This is a genomic window from Antarcticirhabdus aurantiaca, from assembly GCF_009765365.1.
GTDB classification, from domain to species: domain Bacteria; phylum Pseudomonadota; class Alphaproteobacteria; order Rhizobiales; family Rhizobiaceae; genus Antarcticirhabdus; species Antarcticirhabdus aurantiaca.
Genome location: NZ_VTOM01000012.1, coordinates 1 through 15789 on the forward strand (window position 1 = coordinate 1; position 15789 = coordinate 15789).

The 15789-nt window shown below is 66.3% G+C and carries 10 protein-coding genes and 1 pseudogene; 8 read left to right on the forward strand and 3 right to left on the reverse strand.

Going from position 1 to position 15789, the window contains the following annotated elements:
* Positions 1-124 (reverse strand): sugar phosphate nucleotidyltransferase (locus tag FZN60_RS14980; RefSeq protein ID WP_158874307.1); only part of this gene is annotated, 124 nt, incomplete at its 3' end.
* A 246-nt stretch (positions 125-370) separates the two neighbouring features.
* Positions 371-1195, reverse strand: coding sequence for a metallophosphoesterase (locus FZN60_RS14985; protein WP_158874308.1), 825 nt, complete (start codon positions 1193-1195; stop codon positions 371-373).
* 582 nt (positions 1196-1777) lie between these two features.
* Here FZN60_RS14985 and FZN60_RS29425 point away from each other — a divergent pair.
* The 8 genes and pseudogenes from FZN60_RS29425 to FZN60_RS15020 all read left to right on the forward strand — a co-directional run.
* A pseudogene (locus FZN60_RS29425) lies at positions 1778-2005 on the forward strand (glycosyltransferase family 2 protein); the annotation flags it as partial.
* Positions 2006-2125: 120 nt separating this feature from the next.
* On the forward strand, positions 2126-2602 hold the full coding sequence (locus FZN60_RS29430) for a glycosyltransferase family 2 protein (RefSeq protein WP_422570322.1): 477 nt from the start codon (positions 2126-2128) through the stop codon (positions 2600-2602).
* Positions 2603-2722: 120 nt separating this feature from the next.
* Complete coding sequence (locus FZN60_RS14995; protein WP_210253419.1) at positions 2723-4003, forward strand: polysaccharide biosynthesis/export family protein; 1281 nt, start codon at positions 2723-2725, stop codon at positions 4001-4003.
* Between the two features lie 128 nt (positions 4004-4131).
* Positions 4132-5238, forward strand: coding sequence for a glycosyltransferase (locus FZN60_RS15000; protein WP_158874311.1), 1107 nt, complete (start codon positions 4132-4134; stop codon positions 5236-5238).
* Between the two features lie 201 nt (positions 5239-5439).
* Complete coding sequence (locus tag FZN60_RS15005; protein ID WP_158874312.1) at positions 5440-6915, forward strand: hypothetical protein; 1476 nt, start codon at positions 5440-5442, stop codon at positions 6913-6915.
* A gap of 137 nt (positions 6916-7052) precedes the next feature.
* On the forward strand, positions 7053-8753 hold the full coding sequence (locus tag FZN60_RS15010) for a type I secretion system permease/ATPase (RefSeq protein WP_158874313.1): 1701 nt from the start codon (positions 7053-7055) through the stop codon (positions 8751-8753).
* A gap of 20 nt (positions 8754-8773) precedes the next feature.
* Positions 8774-10201 carry an HlyD family type I secretion periplasmic adaptor subunit gene (locus FZN60_RS15015; RefSeq protein WP_158874314.1) on the forward strand — a complete coding sequence of 476 codons (1428 nt, stop codon included), beginning with the start codon at positions 8774-8776 and terminating at the stop codon, positions 10199-10201.
* Between the two features lie 174 nt (positions 10202-10375).
* Positions 10376-11863 carry a lipopolysaccharide biosynthesis protein gene (locus FZN60_RS15020; RefSeq protein WP_158874315.1) on the forward strand — a complete coding sequence of 496 codons (1488 nt, stop codon included), beginning with the start codon at positions 10376-10378 and terminating at the stop codon, positions 11861-11863.
* 96 nt (positions 11864-11959) lie between these two features.
* Here FZN60_RS15020 and FZN60_RS15025 read toward each other — a convergent pair whose 3' ends face one another.
* Positions 11960-15736, reverse strand: coding sequence for a S8 family serine peptidase (locus FZN60_RS15025; RefSeq protein ID WP_158874316.1), 3777 nt, complete (start codon positions 15734-15736; stop codon positions 11960-11962).
* Positions 15737-15789: the final 53 nt, after the last annotated feature.

Genomic DNA, 15789 nt, shown 5'->3' on the forward strand with positions numbered 1-15789 from the left:
GGAACGTCGAGCGCCCCTCGTCGAAGAGCGGGATGAACTGCTTGGGCATCGTGTCGCGCGACACAGGCCAAAGCCGCGTGCCCGAACCACCCGCCATGATGATCGGTACAATCAGTGAGGTCATCGCCCTACTCGCAATTTCTCAGGTCTCGAAAGGATGGGGCCCGCCCGACGATCCATGACGATGCCGGCCGGCCTCGAAGGTCGTCGGCTCTTGCCGTCCGGTATCCTATGCTGCATTGCACAAATCAAGCCGCCGGAGGGCGTAGACGAGCGCCGTTGCGGCTCTTCCGTCACGATCCTTCTGTTCCGGCAGGGATTTCGTGACCGGACCCGCTTCGCGGTTTTGCCGGCGGCGCTTGAGAGACCCTTAAGCCGACGGAACCGACAGAAAGCTCACGCCATCGCGATCCAGGCGCGCCGCCGAAAGGCCGCCCCCGCGATAGGCGCCCGTATCCAACGAAATGCGCACCGCATCGGCGCAGGGTCTCGGCACGATGGTGTGGCCGTGCACCATGATCCGGTCGAACGTCCCCGGCAGAGCCGTCATGAACTCTCGGCGGATCCACATCAGATCGTCGTCGGACTGCGCGGCGAGATCATAGCCGGGCCGGGCGCCGGCATGAGAGAAGAAGTAAGTCGGCGTCACGAGGCTGACCGGAAGTTGCCGCAGTCCGGTGAGGTGCTCCGCCGGCACCGCGGCCGCGATGAAATGGACCCCGTGCTTCAAGCCCGAACGAAGGTGCTCCTGCAGTTCCCGAGAGCCGATCCCGTACGACTTCAGGGTCTGGAAGCCGCCGATGTCCAGCCAGTGATGCAGGGTCTCCGGCCGCGAGAAGACGTTGAGGAACGCCTGATCGTGGTTGCCACTCAGGCAGACGCGCCTGAACCCGGCGGGCGGACCAGCCAGTAGATGGTCGAGGACGCCGCAGCTTTCCGGACCCCGATCCACGTAGTCGCCCAGCATGACGATGAGCTTCGTGCCCGCCCGGTCGCGGGCATCCTCAACGATCAATCGCTCGAGCCTGACAAGTGCATCCAGGCAGCCGTGAACGTCTCCGATGGCGTAGATGACATCGGGATCGCTCGTGAGCTGAAGGCGCCGCCTCTCCGCGTTGTCGTCCCTGGCCTCGGGCCTTTGACGCATCCGAAAAGCGATCTGCCTGATCAAATTTTCGCTTCCCGGAACCTGCATCTCGGAACTGCCCTCCTTGTGCTTGAACCCTATCACGCGGATGAAGGATCACTCACGAGTTGTTGGTCGTATGGTTGATGGCGACGAGCCGCGTTGCAGGGGGTCCCCGCCTCGCCCGAACCGGGCTCATGCTCGTCCCGGATTGGCCTGCCGACCAACGCCGCGATGTGGTGGCTGACCCGCAGTCCCGCAACTGTCTGACCCGAACGTGAAGGGGAGGATGGGAGGCGCGGCGCACCCGCACCTGTTCTATGCTGCATTGCAGCACTTCTCAAGCGGCGGACGCTCATGATAGTGGATGCGTACGAAAATCAGGCTGCCGGTCGGTTGCAGGTGGCGTTGGGCTCGGCGCCGCCAGCGCAGCTGCCGGACGGCAGGCACGCCGGATGCGATTGCCTTCGGCGGCCGCGACGGGAAATCGGGATCGAAGTGCCCGAACTTGCCGACGCCGCCTGAAGGGCCTTCGAGGCGGCCGACCGGGCGTCGGAGCGATCGCTTCGTCGGCGAAGGCGGCGGCAAGAGGAGTTGGAGCGAGTGGCTAGGTTGTACGTCGCCATCGCGACGATCGGTCGTCCGGAAACGGTGTCCCGCGTCGTTCAATGGCTGGGCCGGCAGACGAGGCCGGCGGACGGCGTCGTCGTTTCTGCGACGAAGCCGGGGGATGTCGAAAGACTCGCTTCTCTGGCGCCTGGTGTCGAATGCGTATTTTCCGAGCCGGGACTCTGCCGTCAGCGCAATCGTGCTCTCCAGGTGCTCCGGGAGCGGGCGGACATCGTCATCTTCCTCGATGACGATTTCGTCCCGCGGCCCGATTACTTCGAAGCGCTTGAAGCGCGCTTCGCCCGCGAGGCCGATCTGGTCGGGGCGACGGGCGGGCTGATCGCCGACGGCATCCATGGCCGGGGCTTCGGCTTCGACGAGGCCGTCGATATGGTGGAGCGCTCCATGGCGACGCCGATCTCGCTCGCCGAGCGCCCCATCGCCGCGCTCTACGGCTGCAACATGGCCGTGCGCCTGTCGGCCTGCGAGGGATTGCAGTTCGACGAGCGCCTTCCGCTCTACGGCTGGCTGGAGGATATCGACTTCACGCACCGCCTCGCCCGGCGTGGGAAGCTGGTCAAGTCTCAGGCCTTTTCAGGCGTGCACATGGGCGTGAAGGGCGGACGGACGTCGGGACGGCGTCTCGGTTACTCGCAGATCGTCAATCCCGTTTATCTTCTCAGGAAGAAGAGCGTTCCGCGCAGCCTCGCGCTGCGTCTCATGCGCCAGAATCTCTTGTCGAACCTTGTGCGCAGCCTCCGGCCCGAGCCGCACATCGATCGTGCCGGCCGGTTGAAGGGCAATCTGATCGCGCTCGGGGACGTTCTGCGTGGACGGGTCGACCCCGAGCGGGTAATGAAGCTGTAGCCGCTGGCCCGTGAATGGGCGTGTTCCCGAAGGTGAAGGTGCCGCCTGAGGGCCTGTGATCTGCGGAGCAGGGCGTGTCGCCCTGCCGCCCGCGATTCGAAATGGAAGGCTATGCGTTATTTGATTCGGCTGACTGCAGTCCTTGGCCTTGGCGTCGCGCTTTTCGCGGCATCAGCTCAGGCTCAGGAGTATCGTCTCCAGCCCGGCGACGTCCTGAACTTCGTCGTCCTGGGCGCCAACCGGATCGATCAGCGCATCGCGGTCGATCTCGACGGGCAGATCAGCGTTCCCGTCGGTGGCCGCTTCGAAGCGGCGGGCCGCACCGTGGCGGAACTGCAGGCGGAGGTTGCCGAGAAGCTGAAGTCCGGCTCGTTCCCGATCGGCGCGGACCAGAACGGCCGCACGGTGTGGGACGTCATACCGCCGGAGGCGATCGTTCTGGACATCGCGGAGTACCGGCCGATCTACGTGTCGGGTGACATCCTCACTCCCGGGAGCCAGCCGTTCCGTTCCGGCACCAGCGTTCGGCAGGCCATCGCGGTCGCAGGGGGCGCCAGTCCGTTCCGCACCCGCCAGGATCCGGCGCTCGAACTCCTCGGGAGCGAGGAGCAGCGGCGCGCGCTCCTCGCCCAGGAAACCGGGATCGAGTTGCAGATCGAGCGCCTCAATGCCGAGTTGAAGGACGGCGGCGTGCCGGCTTTCGAGTCGGTCCGCGACAACGGTCTCGATCCCGCCCAGCGCGACGAACTGCTCAGGAACGAGCAGGAACTTTTCTCCACGCGCCAACGCGACCTGGACGAGCGCCGCGCGACGATCCGGCAGGGGATCGAGACGATCGAGACCCGCCGCGACCTTCTGACCGAGTCGAACGAGAACCTGCAGAAGGAAACGCGCCTCTACCAGGAGGAGCTGAAGCGGGTCGAAGGGCTCTACGCCAAGGGGCTGGTGCAGGTCGGCCGCTTGAACGAGGCGCAACGCTCGGTCTTCCTGGTCGCGAGCCGGTCGCTGGACGTGTCCGCCGAGCTGGCCCGCCTCGACCGCGAACTCGTCGAGATGCGTAGCTCCCTCGAGGAGGCGACCACGCAGCGGCGTTCCGAAAGCCTGGCGCAGCTGAAGGCCGCCTCGCTGGAGCTCGTCGCCACGCGCGCTCAGATCGAGCGCTTGAGCCAGCGACTGCAATACTTCTCTCCGCGCGAGACGGAACCCACGGTCGAGATCATGCGCGACGGCGGCGGCCGGTCCGAGCGCGTCGCCGCGACCTTGGATACGACCCTGCTGCCGGGCGACACCGTCGTGGTACGGCTCAACGACGCGCCGACAACGGGTCTTCCGGACGACCGCCAGGCCGCCGCGGCACCCGAGCCGGCGCAGACACCCGGCGCGGGGGCAACCGCGCGCTGAGGCCTCGTCTCGTTTCCGCCTATCGGACGGCTTGCCCGAACGCCTCCCTTGATCTGCCTGGCGGGCCGAGCAGGGCCCGCGACGGTGTCCGCCTTCGTGTTCAACGCTCCTGGTCGACGTGAGTCCTGATGAAAGTCGCAATCGTTCACTACTGGCTGGTCACGATGCGCGGGGGCGAGAAGGTCGTCGAAGAACTCTGCCGCCTGTATCCTGAGGCCGAGATCTTCACGCTCGTCTGTGATCGTTCCAAGCTTTCGCCTCTCCTGCAAAGCAAGACGATCCACACATCCTTCCTTCAGAAGCTTCCCGGCGCGACGCGGAACTACACGAAGATGCTGCCGCTGATGCCCTTCGCGCTGGAGCAGTTCGACCTCCAGTCGTTCGACCTCGTGATCTCCAGCGAATCCGGGCCGGCCAAGGGCGTCATCACGCGTCCGGACGCCCTGCACGTGTGCTACTGCCACTCCCCGATGCGCTACATCTGGGATCACTTCCATATCTACAAGGGCGACCTCGGCCGCGTCGGCAAGGCGATGATGAACGTCTTCGCCCCGCCGCTTCGCGTCTGGGACGTCACCACCGCGGCGCGCGTCGACGCGTTCGCCGCCAATTCCGCCCATGTCGGCCGACGCATCCGCAAGTTCTACAACAGGGATTCCACCGTCATCCATCCGCCCGTTGCCGTCGACGATTTCGACCCGACGCAGCCGCGCGACGACTTCTATCTCTGCGCCGGGCAGATCGTGCGCTACAAGCGCGTCGATCTCGCCGTCGAGGCCTTCAACCGGAGCGGCCGGCGCCTCGTCGTGATCGGCGATGGCGCCCAGGCCGAACGGCTGAAACGGACGGCCGGACCGAACGTCACCTTTCTCGGCTATCAGCCCTTTCCCGTTCTGCGCGACCACCTTCAGCGCTGCCGGGCGCTGATCTTCCCCGGCGAGGAGGACTTCGGCATCCTGCCCGTGGAGGCCATGGCCGCGGGCGCACCGGTGATCGCCTACGATTCGGGCGGCGCGCGGGAAACGGTGGTCGAGGCCGCCGGCATCCGCTTCCCCCACCAGAGCGTAGAAAGCCTCAACGAGGCGCTCGACCGGTTCGAGGCCATGCCGCAGGGCTTCGATCCGGCGGGCCTGCGCCGGCACGCGCAGGCGTTCAGCGCCGACGAGTTCCGCCGGCGCATGACCGACCTGATCACGCGGCTGCAAGCGGAGCGAGCCGCGCCGACCGCCGGATGATGCGGCGGAATCAAAGCCTGCCCGAACGGTCTCCAGCGTGAATCCGCCTCAATCATGCCCTTTGGGCATGCTTAAGACTTTGTTGCGCTGCAGCGACATGGCAGGATAGAACGGCGGGAGCGGTTGTGTGCCGCGACCGGTTCCGTGCTTCCGCGGCCACGCGCGGCTGGATCGGGTTTCGAGCCGAAGGATAGGCGGTTCATGTTCGTCGTCCCCATGCTGATTTTCTGGGGTCTGGCGCTCTGGGGGCTCTTCAGCCGCAAGCCGGTCCTGATCTACCTGTTCTTCGCGACCATGCCCTTCGGCTCGCTAGCGGCCCTTCCGCCGCCGATGACGGCCGGCTTGACCTTCACGCCGACGCCCATCGTCGCCCTCCTGATCGCGGCGCGCTCGCTCGCCAACCTGCGCGGCGTGAACTTCGTCATCGCCACGGCCCTCATGCCGAGCCGGGGCTTGCTCCTGTTCCTGTTCTGGCTGATCGCGGTCTTCACGACCCTCTTCATGCCGCGCGTGTTTCTCGGCCAGGTCGACATCATCCCTGTCCGGGGCACGCTCAACGCGTCCTACCCCCTTTACCCGACCCCTCAGAACATCTCCCAGTTGGCCTATCTCACCATCTCGATCATGACGGTGGTGGCCTTCGGGCGGGTGCTGCAGAACGAGGCGATGCGGCGGCACGCCCTTCTGGGCCTTTGTCTCGGGGCGGCGATCGCCGTCTTCACCGGCTTCCTCGACTTCGCCAGCCAGTACGCGCCCATCGCGCCGCTCCTGGAGCCGTTCCGCACGGCGACCTACGCGCTCCTGACGGAGGTCGAGGTGCTCGGCGCCAAGCGCGTGATCGGCCTGATGCCGGAGGCTTCAAGCTTCGGAAATCTCTGCCTGGGCTTTCTCACGCTCATGGTCTTCCTCCGTCACTGGATGAGCGGTGACGTCGTCGACCGCCGCATCTTCCTGTCTCTCCTCGGGCTCCTCGTTCTCTTCTGCTGGCTTTCGACGTCCTCCTCCACCTATGTCGGCCTCGTGCTGCTCGCCGGGCTGGCCGGGGCGGAGTGGCTGTGGCGCGCCTACGGTTCCAACATCCGGCGCGCGAGGACGCGCGGGCTCAAGCTGGAATTCTGGCTGGCCTTCGGCGGCGTCTCGGCCGTCCTGTTCATCCTCCTGATGATTCCCTCCCTGTTCGATCCCATCACGGCCATGTTCGATCGGATGGTGCTCCAGAAGACCGGCTCGCAGTCCTTCGAAGAGCGCAACATGTGGACCGCGGTGTCGCTTCAGGCCATGATCGACACCTACGGCATCGGGGTCGGGGTCGGATCGACGCGTCCCTCCAACGCCTTCGTCGCCGTTCTCAGCAGCGTCGGGATCCTCGGCACGCTCTTCTACTACGGCTTCGTCGTCCAGCTTCTCGCCCGCAACGCGCATCCCGACGACAAGGAGGGGGCCGTCGTCGTCAGCGCGGTGCGATGGGCGTTTCTGCCCATCTTCATCGTGGGCTTCCTGATCGGAACGAGTGCCGACTTCGGCCTGTTCGTCGCCTTCCAGTACGGCTGCCTCATCGCCGTCGGCACCCGCGCGGAAACCCTGCGACGGGCGCGCCGCCGGGAGGTCGCCGACCCGTCGTCGGAGCCGCGGTTTTCGGCGATGCCGTTGGGAAATGTCGCAGACACGCGCGGTTGATCGCCACGCGGCCGCGCACATTCATCATGCTTGCGGTCCCTCATAGCATTTCTTGCCTGTATATCGTAATTTTCAGCTTAGAGCTCCGCCTCCCCTAGAGGCGGGGCTCTGTTTCCGAAGTGGAAAGACTGGACTTCATGCGCTCAGAGATTTCGCAGTGCCTCAGCCAGTGTCGGCGCGCGTTCATTTCGCTGGCAGCTCTGAGCGGCGTCGCGAACGTGTTTGCTTTGACCGGCTCGATCTTCATGCTCGCCGTGTATGACCGGGTCATCCCGAGTGGAAGCGTGCCCACTCTGGTCTCGCTCGGGCTTATCGCCCTCCTGGTCTACGTCTTCATGGCCTTCATCGACATCGCCCGCGGCTGGATGCTGACCCGCATCGGCCTGATCATCGAGGAGTCTCTGACCGGGCGCACCTACGACCTGCTCGTGCGCAAGGCGGCGTCGGGCAGCAACGAGGCGTCCGGCGTGGTGCGCGACCTCGATCAGGTGCGCGGCTTTCTCTCCTCCATGGGGCCGACGGCTCTCTTCGACCTGCCCTGGATCCCGATCTATCTCGCCATCTGCTTCAGCTTCCACTGGGCCATCGGCCTGACCGTCGTGGCGGGCGCCCTCATCCTCGTGGCGCTCACGCTCGTGAGCGAGGTCGTGACGAAGCAGCCCTCGAAGAACCTTCATGAGGCGCAGAACCGGCGCTTCAGCCTCATGCAGGCCAGCCAGAACAATGCCGAAACGCTGCAGGCCATGGGCATGACGCTCGCCATGTCGGGCTCCTGGCGCGCCGTCAGCGGCCGAATCGTCGAAGTCAGCCGGGTGATGGCGGACATGCAGACCGTTCTGTCCACCACCTCGCGCACCTTCCGCATGGTGCTGCAGTCCTTCGTCCTGTCGGTCGGCGCCTATCTCGTGATCAACCAGGATGCGACGGGCGGCATCATGATCGCCAGCTCCATCCTGTCCTCGCGGGCCCTGGCGCCGATCGAACTGTCCATCGCGCACTGGAAGAGCTTCGTGGCGGCCCGTCAGAGCCGCACCCGGCTGGACGAGCTACTGCAGAGCAACCCGCCCGAGCATCAGAGCTTTGCCATCCCTGCGCCCCAAAGGACGCTGACATGCGAGCAGGTCTCGCTCTCGCCTCCGAATGTCGGTCGAACCATCGTCCACAACGTGTCCTTCGGCCTCAGGGCAGGGGAGGGGCTCGGCATCATCGGCGCGACGGGCTCGGGCAAGTCGACGCTCGTGCGCTCTCTCGTCGGCCTCTGGCCGCCGCTGTCGGGCGTCGTGCGCCTCGACGGGTCCCCCTTGAACCAGTGGTCCTCGACCCAGCGCGGCCGGTTCATCGGCTATCTGCCCCAGCGCGTCGCCCTCTTCGAAGGCACCATCGCCCAGAACATCGCGCGCTTCGATCCGGATGCGGAGCCGGACCGGATCGTGTCCGTCGCCCGCAGCAGCGGCATCCACGAGATGATCGCCCGCCTCCCGAACGGCTACGACACGATGATCGGGGAAGGGGGAACCGGCCTTTCCGGAGGGCAGAGCCAGCGCGTCGGACTGGCCAGGGCGCTCTACGGCGATCCCTTCCTGCTCGTCCTCGACGAGCCCAATTCGAACCTCGACCACGACGGCGAACTCGCCCTTCAGAACGCGATGATGCAGACACGCGCGCGCGGCGGAATCGTGATCATCGTCGCGCATCGCCCGAGTGCCCTTTCGGCAGTTGATCATGTATTGGTCATGCACGACGGACGCGTTCAGCAGATGGGTCCGCGCGACGAGATCCTCCAGAGCATGATGAGTCGGCCCGCCGCGCCGCCGGTCACTGCGGCAAGCGCAGCTTGAGTCAGAACAGGACCCAGAACATGAAGAGCGACATGCTCGTGCCTTCCAGCGGTACCGCCCTGTCGAGCCGGGGCTCGACCGAGGTCGCGCCGCAAGGATCGGGGATGGGTGGCGGCGCGCTGTCGCCGCTGACCCTCGATGCGGTGAGCGCGTCCCGGACGGACAGCTTCCGGCGGCTCGGCAGGAACATGCGCAACACGGTGGCCGTGATCCTGGCCTTCACGGGGGCCTTGGGCGCCCTCCTGTTCAAGACGGTGATCGCCGGCGCGGTCGTCGGCCAGGGAACGCTCGTCGTCGAGACCGGCCCGAAGGCGGTTCAGCACCAGCAGGGCGGCGTCGTCCGCGAGCTCCTGGTCGAAAACGGCGACATGGTCCATGCCGGGCAGCCCCTGGTCGTCCTCGATCAGGTGGTCGCCGACGCGCAGCTGCGCGCCGCGACCAGCAGCCTCCTTCAAAAGGAGGCCCGCCTCGACCGGCTGATCGCCGAGCGCGACGGCCTGGACGAGCTGACCTTTCCGAGCGTTTCGCAGGACCTTCTGGCGCTCCAGCCCGCATACGAGCAGTTCCTGGACGTCGAGCGTCGGCAGTTCGAACTTCGGCGTGAGAACCGGCAGAGCGAGCGGGAGCAGCTTCAGGAGCGCATCAAGCAGATCGAGGAGCAGATGAACGGCGAGGCGGCGCAGATGGCCGCCCTCGACCAGGAGATCGGCATCATCGGCGAGGAGGTCGAAGGGTTGCGCGCGCTCTTCAAGCGCAAGCTCGTCAACTACGAGCGCTTGTCCGACATCGAGCGCAGCCTGTCCCAGCTTCAGGGCCGCCGGGCCGACCTGTCCGCGACGACGGCCGCCAACAAGGGGCGCATCTCCGAGATCAAGCTCCAGATCCTCCAGATCGACCAGACGCTGCGGGCGGAGCTGACGGACCAGATCGCCCAGACGCAGCAGGAGGTGTCCGAGTTCGCCGAGCGCCGGGTGATCGCTCAGGAAGCGAAGGATCGAAGCGTCATCGTCGCCCCTCAGGACGGCACGGTGCACGAACTTGCCGTACACACCGTCGGCGGCGTCGTGCAGCCGGCCGAGACGATCATGGTCGTCGTGCCGCAGGCGGACGCCCTGGTCGGCGAGGTGCGCATCCGCCCCACCGACATCGACCAGATCTATCCCGGCCAGGACGCCGAGATCCACTTCTCGGCCTTCGATCGCGGCACGACGCCGGTGATCAGGGGGACGCTGAGTCGCGTCTCCCCGGATCTCGAGACCGACAAGCGCACCGGCGCGCCCTATTATCAGGCGCGGATTTCGGTCGGCCCGGAGGAGCTGGCGCGACTGGGCGACTTGCACCTCGTGCCCGGCATGCCGCTCGAAGTCTTCATCCACACCAGCGATCGGACGATCATCTCCTATCTGTCCAAGCCGTTGACGGACCAGATGAATCGGGCCTTCCGCTAGAGCGGGCGGAGGAACGGTCCCGGCTTGGCGGTCCGACGGGCGGTCGAGCCCGTCCGTCCGACGCGACACCTATCCACGCTGCGCGACAGCCTCTAGAGGATGGAGACGGGAACGCGCGGCGTTCCCGTCCGTCCGCCGTTTCGCGGTGGCGCCCGTTCGGAGCTGGAAGGTCGCGTGTCGGATGTGAGGCAGGCCCCGGAACGGGCATATGGGCGTCTCGCCTTCCAGGGCACTGTCGCGATCGGCGTGGCGCAATTCTGCAAGGTGGTCCTGCAGCTCGTCTCGCTCTTTGCCCTGTCGCGCATTTTGTCGCCCGTGGACTTCGGCCTCGTGGCCGCCGTGACGCCGATCGTGGCCTTTGTCACCCTCGTGCAGGATCTCGGGCTCCAGCAGACGCTCGTCCAAACGCGCAGCATCGGTCCCGAGCAGATAAGCCGGCTGTTCTGGATCAACATCGGCGTGGCCTCGCTCATCGCGCTGGGGCTCGTCCTCGTCGCCCCGCTTCTCGAGCGCTTCTACGGCGATCCCAGGCTCCCCGCGCTCTTCCGGAGCTGGGCGATCCCCCTTGTCGCCTCCGCCGCCGCCTCTCATCACATCGCCCTCCTGAATCGCGATCTGCGCTTTCGGGAGCTGGCATTCGTCGACATCTCCGTGGCGCTCATCACCACGGTCATGGCGGTGCTCGCGGCGCTGGCCCTTCGAAGCTACTGGGCGATCTGGATGTCGGTGACGGCCGGATCGCTGATGGCCTTCAGCATGGCGGCGACGCTGACGGGATGGAGGCCGATGAGGCCCTGGGTCGGGGCGGAAACGCGTCATCTCCTGCGCTTCGGCGTCCATGTCGGCGGCACCAACATCATGAGCTTCCTGTGGGCGCATCTCGACAAGGTGATCGTGGCGAAGGCGTTCGGCCCGGTGCAGCTCGGCCTTTACGACCTGTCCTACAAGCTGCAGCTGATGCCCTCCAGCCACGTCGTGGCGCCCCTCGGCCGCATCGTGGCTCCCATCCTCGGACGTTTGAAGGATGACGCCTCGGCCTATCGCGACACCTATCTGACCTTCGCATCCGCCATGACATGGCTTCTGACGCCCGGCATCCTGGCGTTCGGGATCGCCGCGGACGATCTCGTTCCGCTCCTGTTCGGCGAGAAATGGTCGTCCGCCGCGCCCATCTTCGCCTGGCTGACGCTCGCCGGCAGCAGCCAGATCCTGTTCACGATGGGAAACTGGCTGTTCATCAGCCAGCATCGAACAGGCGAGATGCTCGGCTGGAACGCCGTATCCAGCCTCATGGCGCTTGTCTCGTTTCTCGTCGGCCTGCATTGGGGGCTCGTCGGCCTCGCCGCTTCCTTCGGTCTCATCAGCCTGCTGATCCGAGCCCCGCTGATGCTCCTCGTCGTCGGGCGCACCGGCCCCGTCGCCGCGCGCGATCTTGCCGGCCTGCTGGCGCCCGTCGTGGTCAGCGCCATCCTTGCCTTCGCGCTCGTCGCGTTTCTCGATGGCGCGGAGGGCATGGGCGGCCTTGCCGCCATCGCCCTGTCCCTGTTCTCGACCTACGGCATCCTCGCCCTCGTCCTCGTGGCGGTCCCTTCCAGCCGTCGGCGGCTGACCCGGGTCACCGCGAGGGCGAACGCCTTGCGCCTTCGCAGCCAGGATGCCTGACCCCGGCCGACGCCAAAGCGCTCTCCCGCTCCGGATCACTCGGGAACGGGAGAGCGCAGGGGCTCGGAGAAGACGCGCCTCTCGACGTCGCCGCCGTCAGACCACCAGGAAGTCGCTGGCGGAGAGGCTGGTTACGCCGGTCAGGGTGGCGATGGCCACTTGGCCGCCCGGCTGCCCGTCGGCATCCCAGCTGAGAGTGGCTGTCTTCGCGTCGAAGAGGAACTGGCCGTGGCCCGAGGTCGCGCTGGAGCCGATCTGCAGGTAGTCCGCCGCCATCGTCCTCACATTGTCGCCCGTCAGGACGGCCGCCGAGTACCCGAAGTCCTCGGCGACGATCATGATGCGGTCGCCGTGATCGGCACGGAAGTCGGTGATCTTGTCGACGCCCTCGAAGCTGGTCTTGTCGAAGGCGAAGCGATCGGCTCCGGCGCCGCCGACCAGTGTATCGCGTCCGGCGCCGCCCCAGAGCGTGTCGTTGCCGGCGCCGCCGTTGAGCGTATCGTTGCCGGCGCCGCCGACGAGGATGTTGTTCTGGGCGTTGCCGGTGATCTTGTTGGCGAGTTCGTTGCCGGTGCCGGAGATGGCCGTGCCGGTGAGCGTCAGGTTCTCGACGTACTTGCCGAGCTGGTAGTCGATGGAAGCGGTCACGATGTCGGCTGCGCCATCGTCCTTGGCCTGGCCGAAGACCTCGTCGACGACGTCGCCGATGTTGTCGACGACGTACTTGTCGGCTCCCGCACCGCCCCGCAGGATGTCCGCGCCGCTGCCGCCATCGAGCGTGTCGCTACCCGCTCCGCCCTCGAGAACGTCGTTGCCGTCGCCGCCCAGGAGCTTGTCGTTGCCGTCATCGCCGCGCAACGTGTCGTTGCCCGCGCCGCCGTCGAGCGTATCGTTGCCGGCGCCGCCGACGAGGATGTTGTTCTGGGCGTTGCCGATGATCTTGTTGGCGAGCGCGTTGCCGGTGCCGGAGATGGCGCCGTCCGTCAGCGTCAGGTTCTCGACGTTCTGCCCGAGCGTGTAGCTGACGGAAGCGAGCACGGTGTCGACGGCGCCATCGTCTTTGGCCTGGCCGAAGACCTCGTCGACGACGTCGCCGATGTTGTCGACGATGTACTTGTCGGCTTCCGCGCCGCCGCGCAGGATGTCCGCGCCGGTGCCGCCGTCGAGCGTGTCCTTGCCCTCGCCGCCTTCGAGGACATCGTCGCCGTCGCCGCCCAGGAGCTTGTCGTTGCCGTCATCGCCCCGCAGCGTGTCGTTGCCCGCGCCGCCATGGAGGGAGTCGTTGCCGTAGCCGCCCACGAGGATGTTGTTCTGGGCGTTGCCCACGATCTTGTTGTCCAGTTCGTTGCCGGTGCCGGAGATGGCTGCGCCGGTCAGCGTCAGGTTCAGGTCGCCGGCGCGCAGAGCGTAGTCGACGCTGGAGGTGGTCTGCTTGACCGCCGGGCGAGGCGAGGAGCCGTCCCCGTCGACCGGATCCGTCACGGGCGTCTCGTCGCCCCCGGTCTCGCCATCTCCGTCGGCACCGTCGTCGTTGGGCGAGCCAGAGTCCTCTTCGTCCGTTGGTGCGTCCGGCACCTCGGGATCGCCATCCACCGGCTCCTGGGGCTGTTCGTCAACGTTGTCGGACACGAGGACGTCGAGGAGAGAGAGCGTGCCCTTGAAGTTGGTGAACTTGATTCCCGTGTTGCTCGCCGCGCTGTCCACCCAGGCCGTCAGGGTGTTCCCGATCTGCTCGAACATGAACCGGGAATAGGACAGGCCGCTGCCGCGCAGGTCGATCTTGTCGATGCCGCTGGCGAAGTCGGTGATCGTGTCCAAACCGAAGTTTGGGATGCTGAACACGAAGATGTCGGCACCGGCACCGCCGGTCAGGATATCGTCGCCGCCGAGGCCCGACAGGATGTCGTTTCCAGCCTCGCCCGACAGGAGGTTTGCACCTTTGTCGCCCACCAGGATGTCGTCGAATTTCGAGCCGACGACGCCTTCGATCGAGATCAGCCGGTCGCCGTCCGCGTCGCCACCCTTTTGCACGTCCCGCATGAGCTGGACGTCCACGCCGCTGGCCGACGAGGCGTACCGGGCCGTGTCGAAGCCGGCGCCGCCGTCGAGCGTGTCGGCACCGCCGCCGCCTTCGAGGACGTCGTCGCCGCGCATGCCGACGAGGATGTTGCCCGCGTCGTTGCCGCGCAGCGTGTCGTTGCCATCGCCCGTGACGGCATTCTCGATCACGGTCCCGGACTTGATGACGAGCGACTGGTTGCCGATCTTCGAGACGGCCTCCTCGCGCAGGTCGATCGTGGTCTTGGTGATCAGGCCTGCCGCGTTGATCCAGTCGGTTCCGCCGTCCGTGTCGCTCAGAACCAGGCGCTGGCCGTCGACGGCGGCCGCCTTCGCGAAATCACTCGTGTAGTGATAGACGTCGTCGATGCTCGGAGCGCTGCCATAGGCATCGAAGGAGAAGCCGCTCACCGAGCCGCCGGACCCGCCGTTCGGATCCGAGACGCGGACCGTCCACTCGCCTTTCGACAGCTCGCCGCGCAGGGCCTCCGAGCCGAAGATCCACGACATGCCGTTTGCCGCGACGCCCGAACCTCCGGCGCTCTGCAGGATCGTCACGGTGCCGTCGGGGGAGACCAGCTCGATCTGGAGGTCGGCGATGTTGGAATGGGTCAGCGTGAGCTTGAGGTCGACATGCTCGATGACGATGTTCTGGTCCGCGGTGAAGGTGAATTCGGCGACCGACTTGCCGTTGATCACCTTCGACGCCGAGCCCGCGACGTTGATGTGCTTCTCGTTGGCGGACGTCTGGCTCTCGCCGAAACGCCCCCAGACCTCGGCGTAGCGGACGGCCTCGAAGGCGTCTACGCGGCCGAAGCCGACGTCGTTCGAGTAGTGGTAGCCGCCGCCGTCCACGTTGAGGGCACCGTTGTTCGTCCATCCGAACTGCATGCGACCGGCCGTGCCGCCCGTGAGGGCCGCCTTTCCGGCGTGGTCGGCGGTGATGGCCAGGATGCTCTGCACGTCGCGCCAGCCGAGCTGCTCGTTCGCGTCGAGCATCAGGTTGGTGACGCCCGTGACGATCGGCGCGGCGCCGGAGGTTCCTCCGAACGTGTTCGAGTAGTTCGAGGAATTGTAGCCGCTGATGCCCATGGCGTCGGTGGTCGTCAGAAACGTCTTGGCTTCCGAGGACGGAGCCGAAACGAATATGCTGGACCCGCGATTGCTGTAGCCGGCGGCATCTCCGTCCTTGCCCATCGCGCCGATGGTGATCGTGTGCCGGCTCTGGTTGAAGGACGAGGCGTTCGCGTCGCGATGGGCGGTCACCCAGTCGTTGCCCGCCGCATTGACGATGATCGTGCCGAGCCCGTCGCGCCCGGTCTCCGCGGCCTTCTCGAAGGCTCCGACCAACAAGTCGCCGAAGCTGCCCTTCTCGGTCGCGTTGTCGGCATACTTCTTCGTCCAACCCCACGACATGTTGACCGTGTCGAAGCTGTTCGTCTGCTCCAGGGCCGCGATCATGTTGTTGCCGGAGGCGATGCCGCTGAAGACGTTCACGCCGGTGATCGACGCGCCGTAGGAGACGCCCACCCCGCCGAGGCCATTCGCCTGAGCCGCGATGAGGCCGGCGACGCTGGTTCCGTGGAAGCCCGTACCGCTTGCGGGGTTGGCGACGACGCCGTTGATCAGGATCTCGCGGCTCGCATCGTACGCTCCGGCAAGATCCTCGTGCTTCTTCTGGAGCCCGTCGTCGTAGACGCCCGTGTGGACGCCGCTGCCGTCGTAATCGGCCCAGATTTTCTCCATGTCGCCACCCAGCGACCGCAGATGCCATTGCTGGTCGTAGAGGGGGTCGACGATCTTCTTGAAGGACATTGAACGATCCCGGGCGTGGGTTGATGCACTCGGGACATTGAAGCAGTGGAGTC

What these genes read in the sequence shown, in the direction of transcription:
- FZN60_RS15010 (WP_158874313.1), top strand. Translation starts at nt 7,053, where the DNA reads ATGCGCTCAGAGATTTCGCAGTGCCTCAGCCAGTGTCGGCGCGCGTTC.
- FZN60_RS29430 (WP_422570322.1), top strand. Translation starts at nt 2,126, where the DNA reads ATGGTGGAGCGCTCCATGGCGACGCCGATCTCGCTCGCCGAGCGCCCC.
- FZN60_RS15005 (WP_158874312.1), top strand. Translation starts at nt 5,440, where the DNA reads ATGTTCGTCGTCCCCATGCTGATTTTCTGGGGTCTGGCGCTCTGGGGG.
- FZN60_RS14985 (WP_158874308.1), bottom strand. Translation starts at nt 1,195, where the DNA reads ATGCAGGTTCCGGGAAGCGAAAATTTGATCAGGCAGATCGCTTTTCGG.
- FZN60_RS15015 (WP_158874314.1), top strand. Translation starts at nt 8,774, where the DNA reads ATGAAGAGCGACATGCTCGTGCCTTCCAGCGGTACCGCCCTGTCGAGC.
- FZN60_RS15025 (WP_158874316.1), bottom strand. Translation starts at nt 15,736, where the DNA reads ATGTCCTTCAAGAAGATCGTCGACCCCCTCTACGACCAGCAATGGCAT.
- FZN60_RS15000 (WP_158874311.1), top strand. Translation starts at nt 4,132, where the DNA reads ATGAAAGTCGCAATCGTTCACTACTGGCTGGTCACGATGCGCGGGGGC.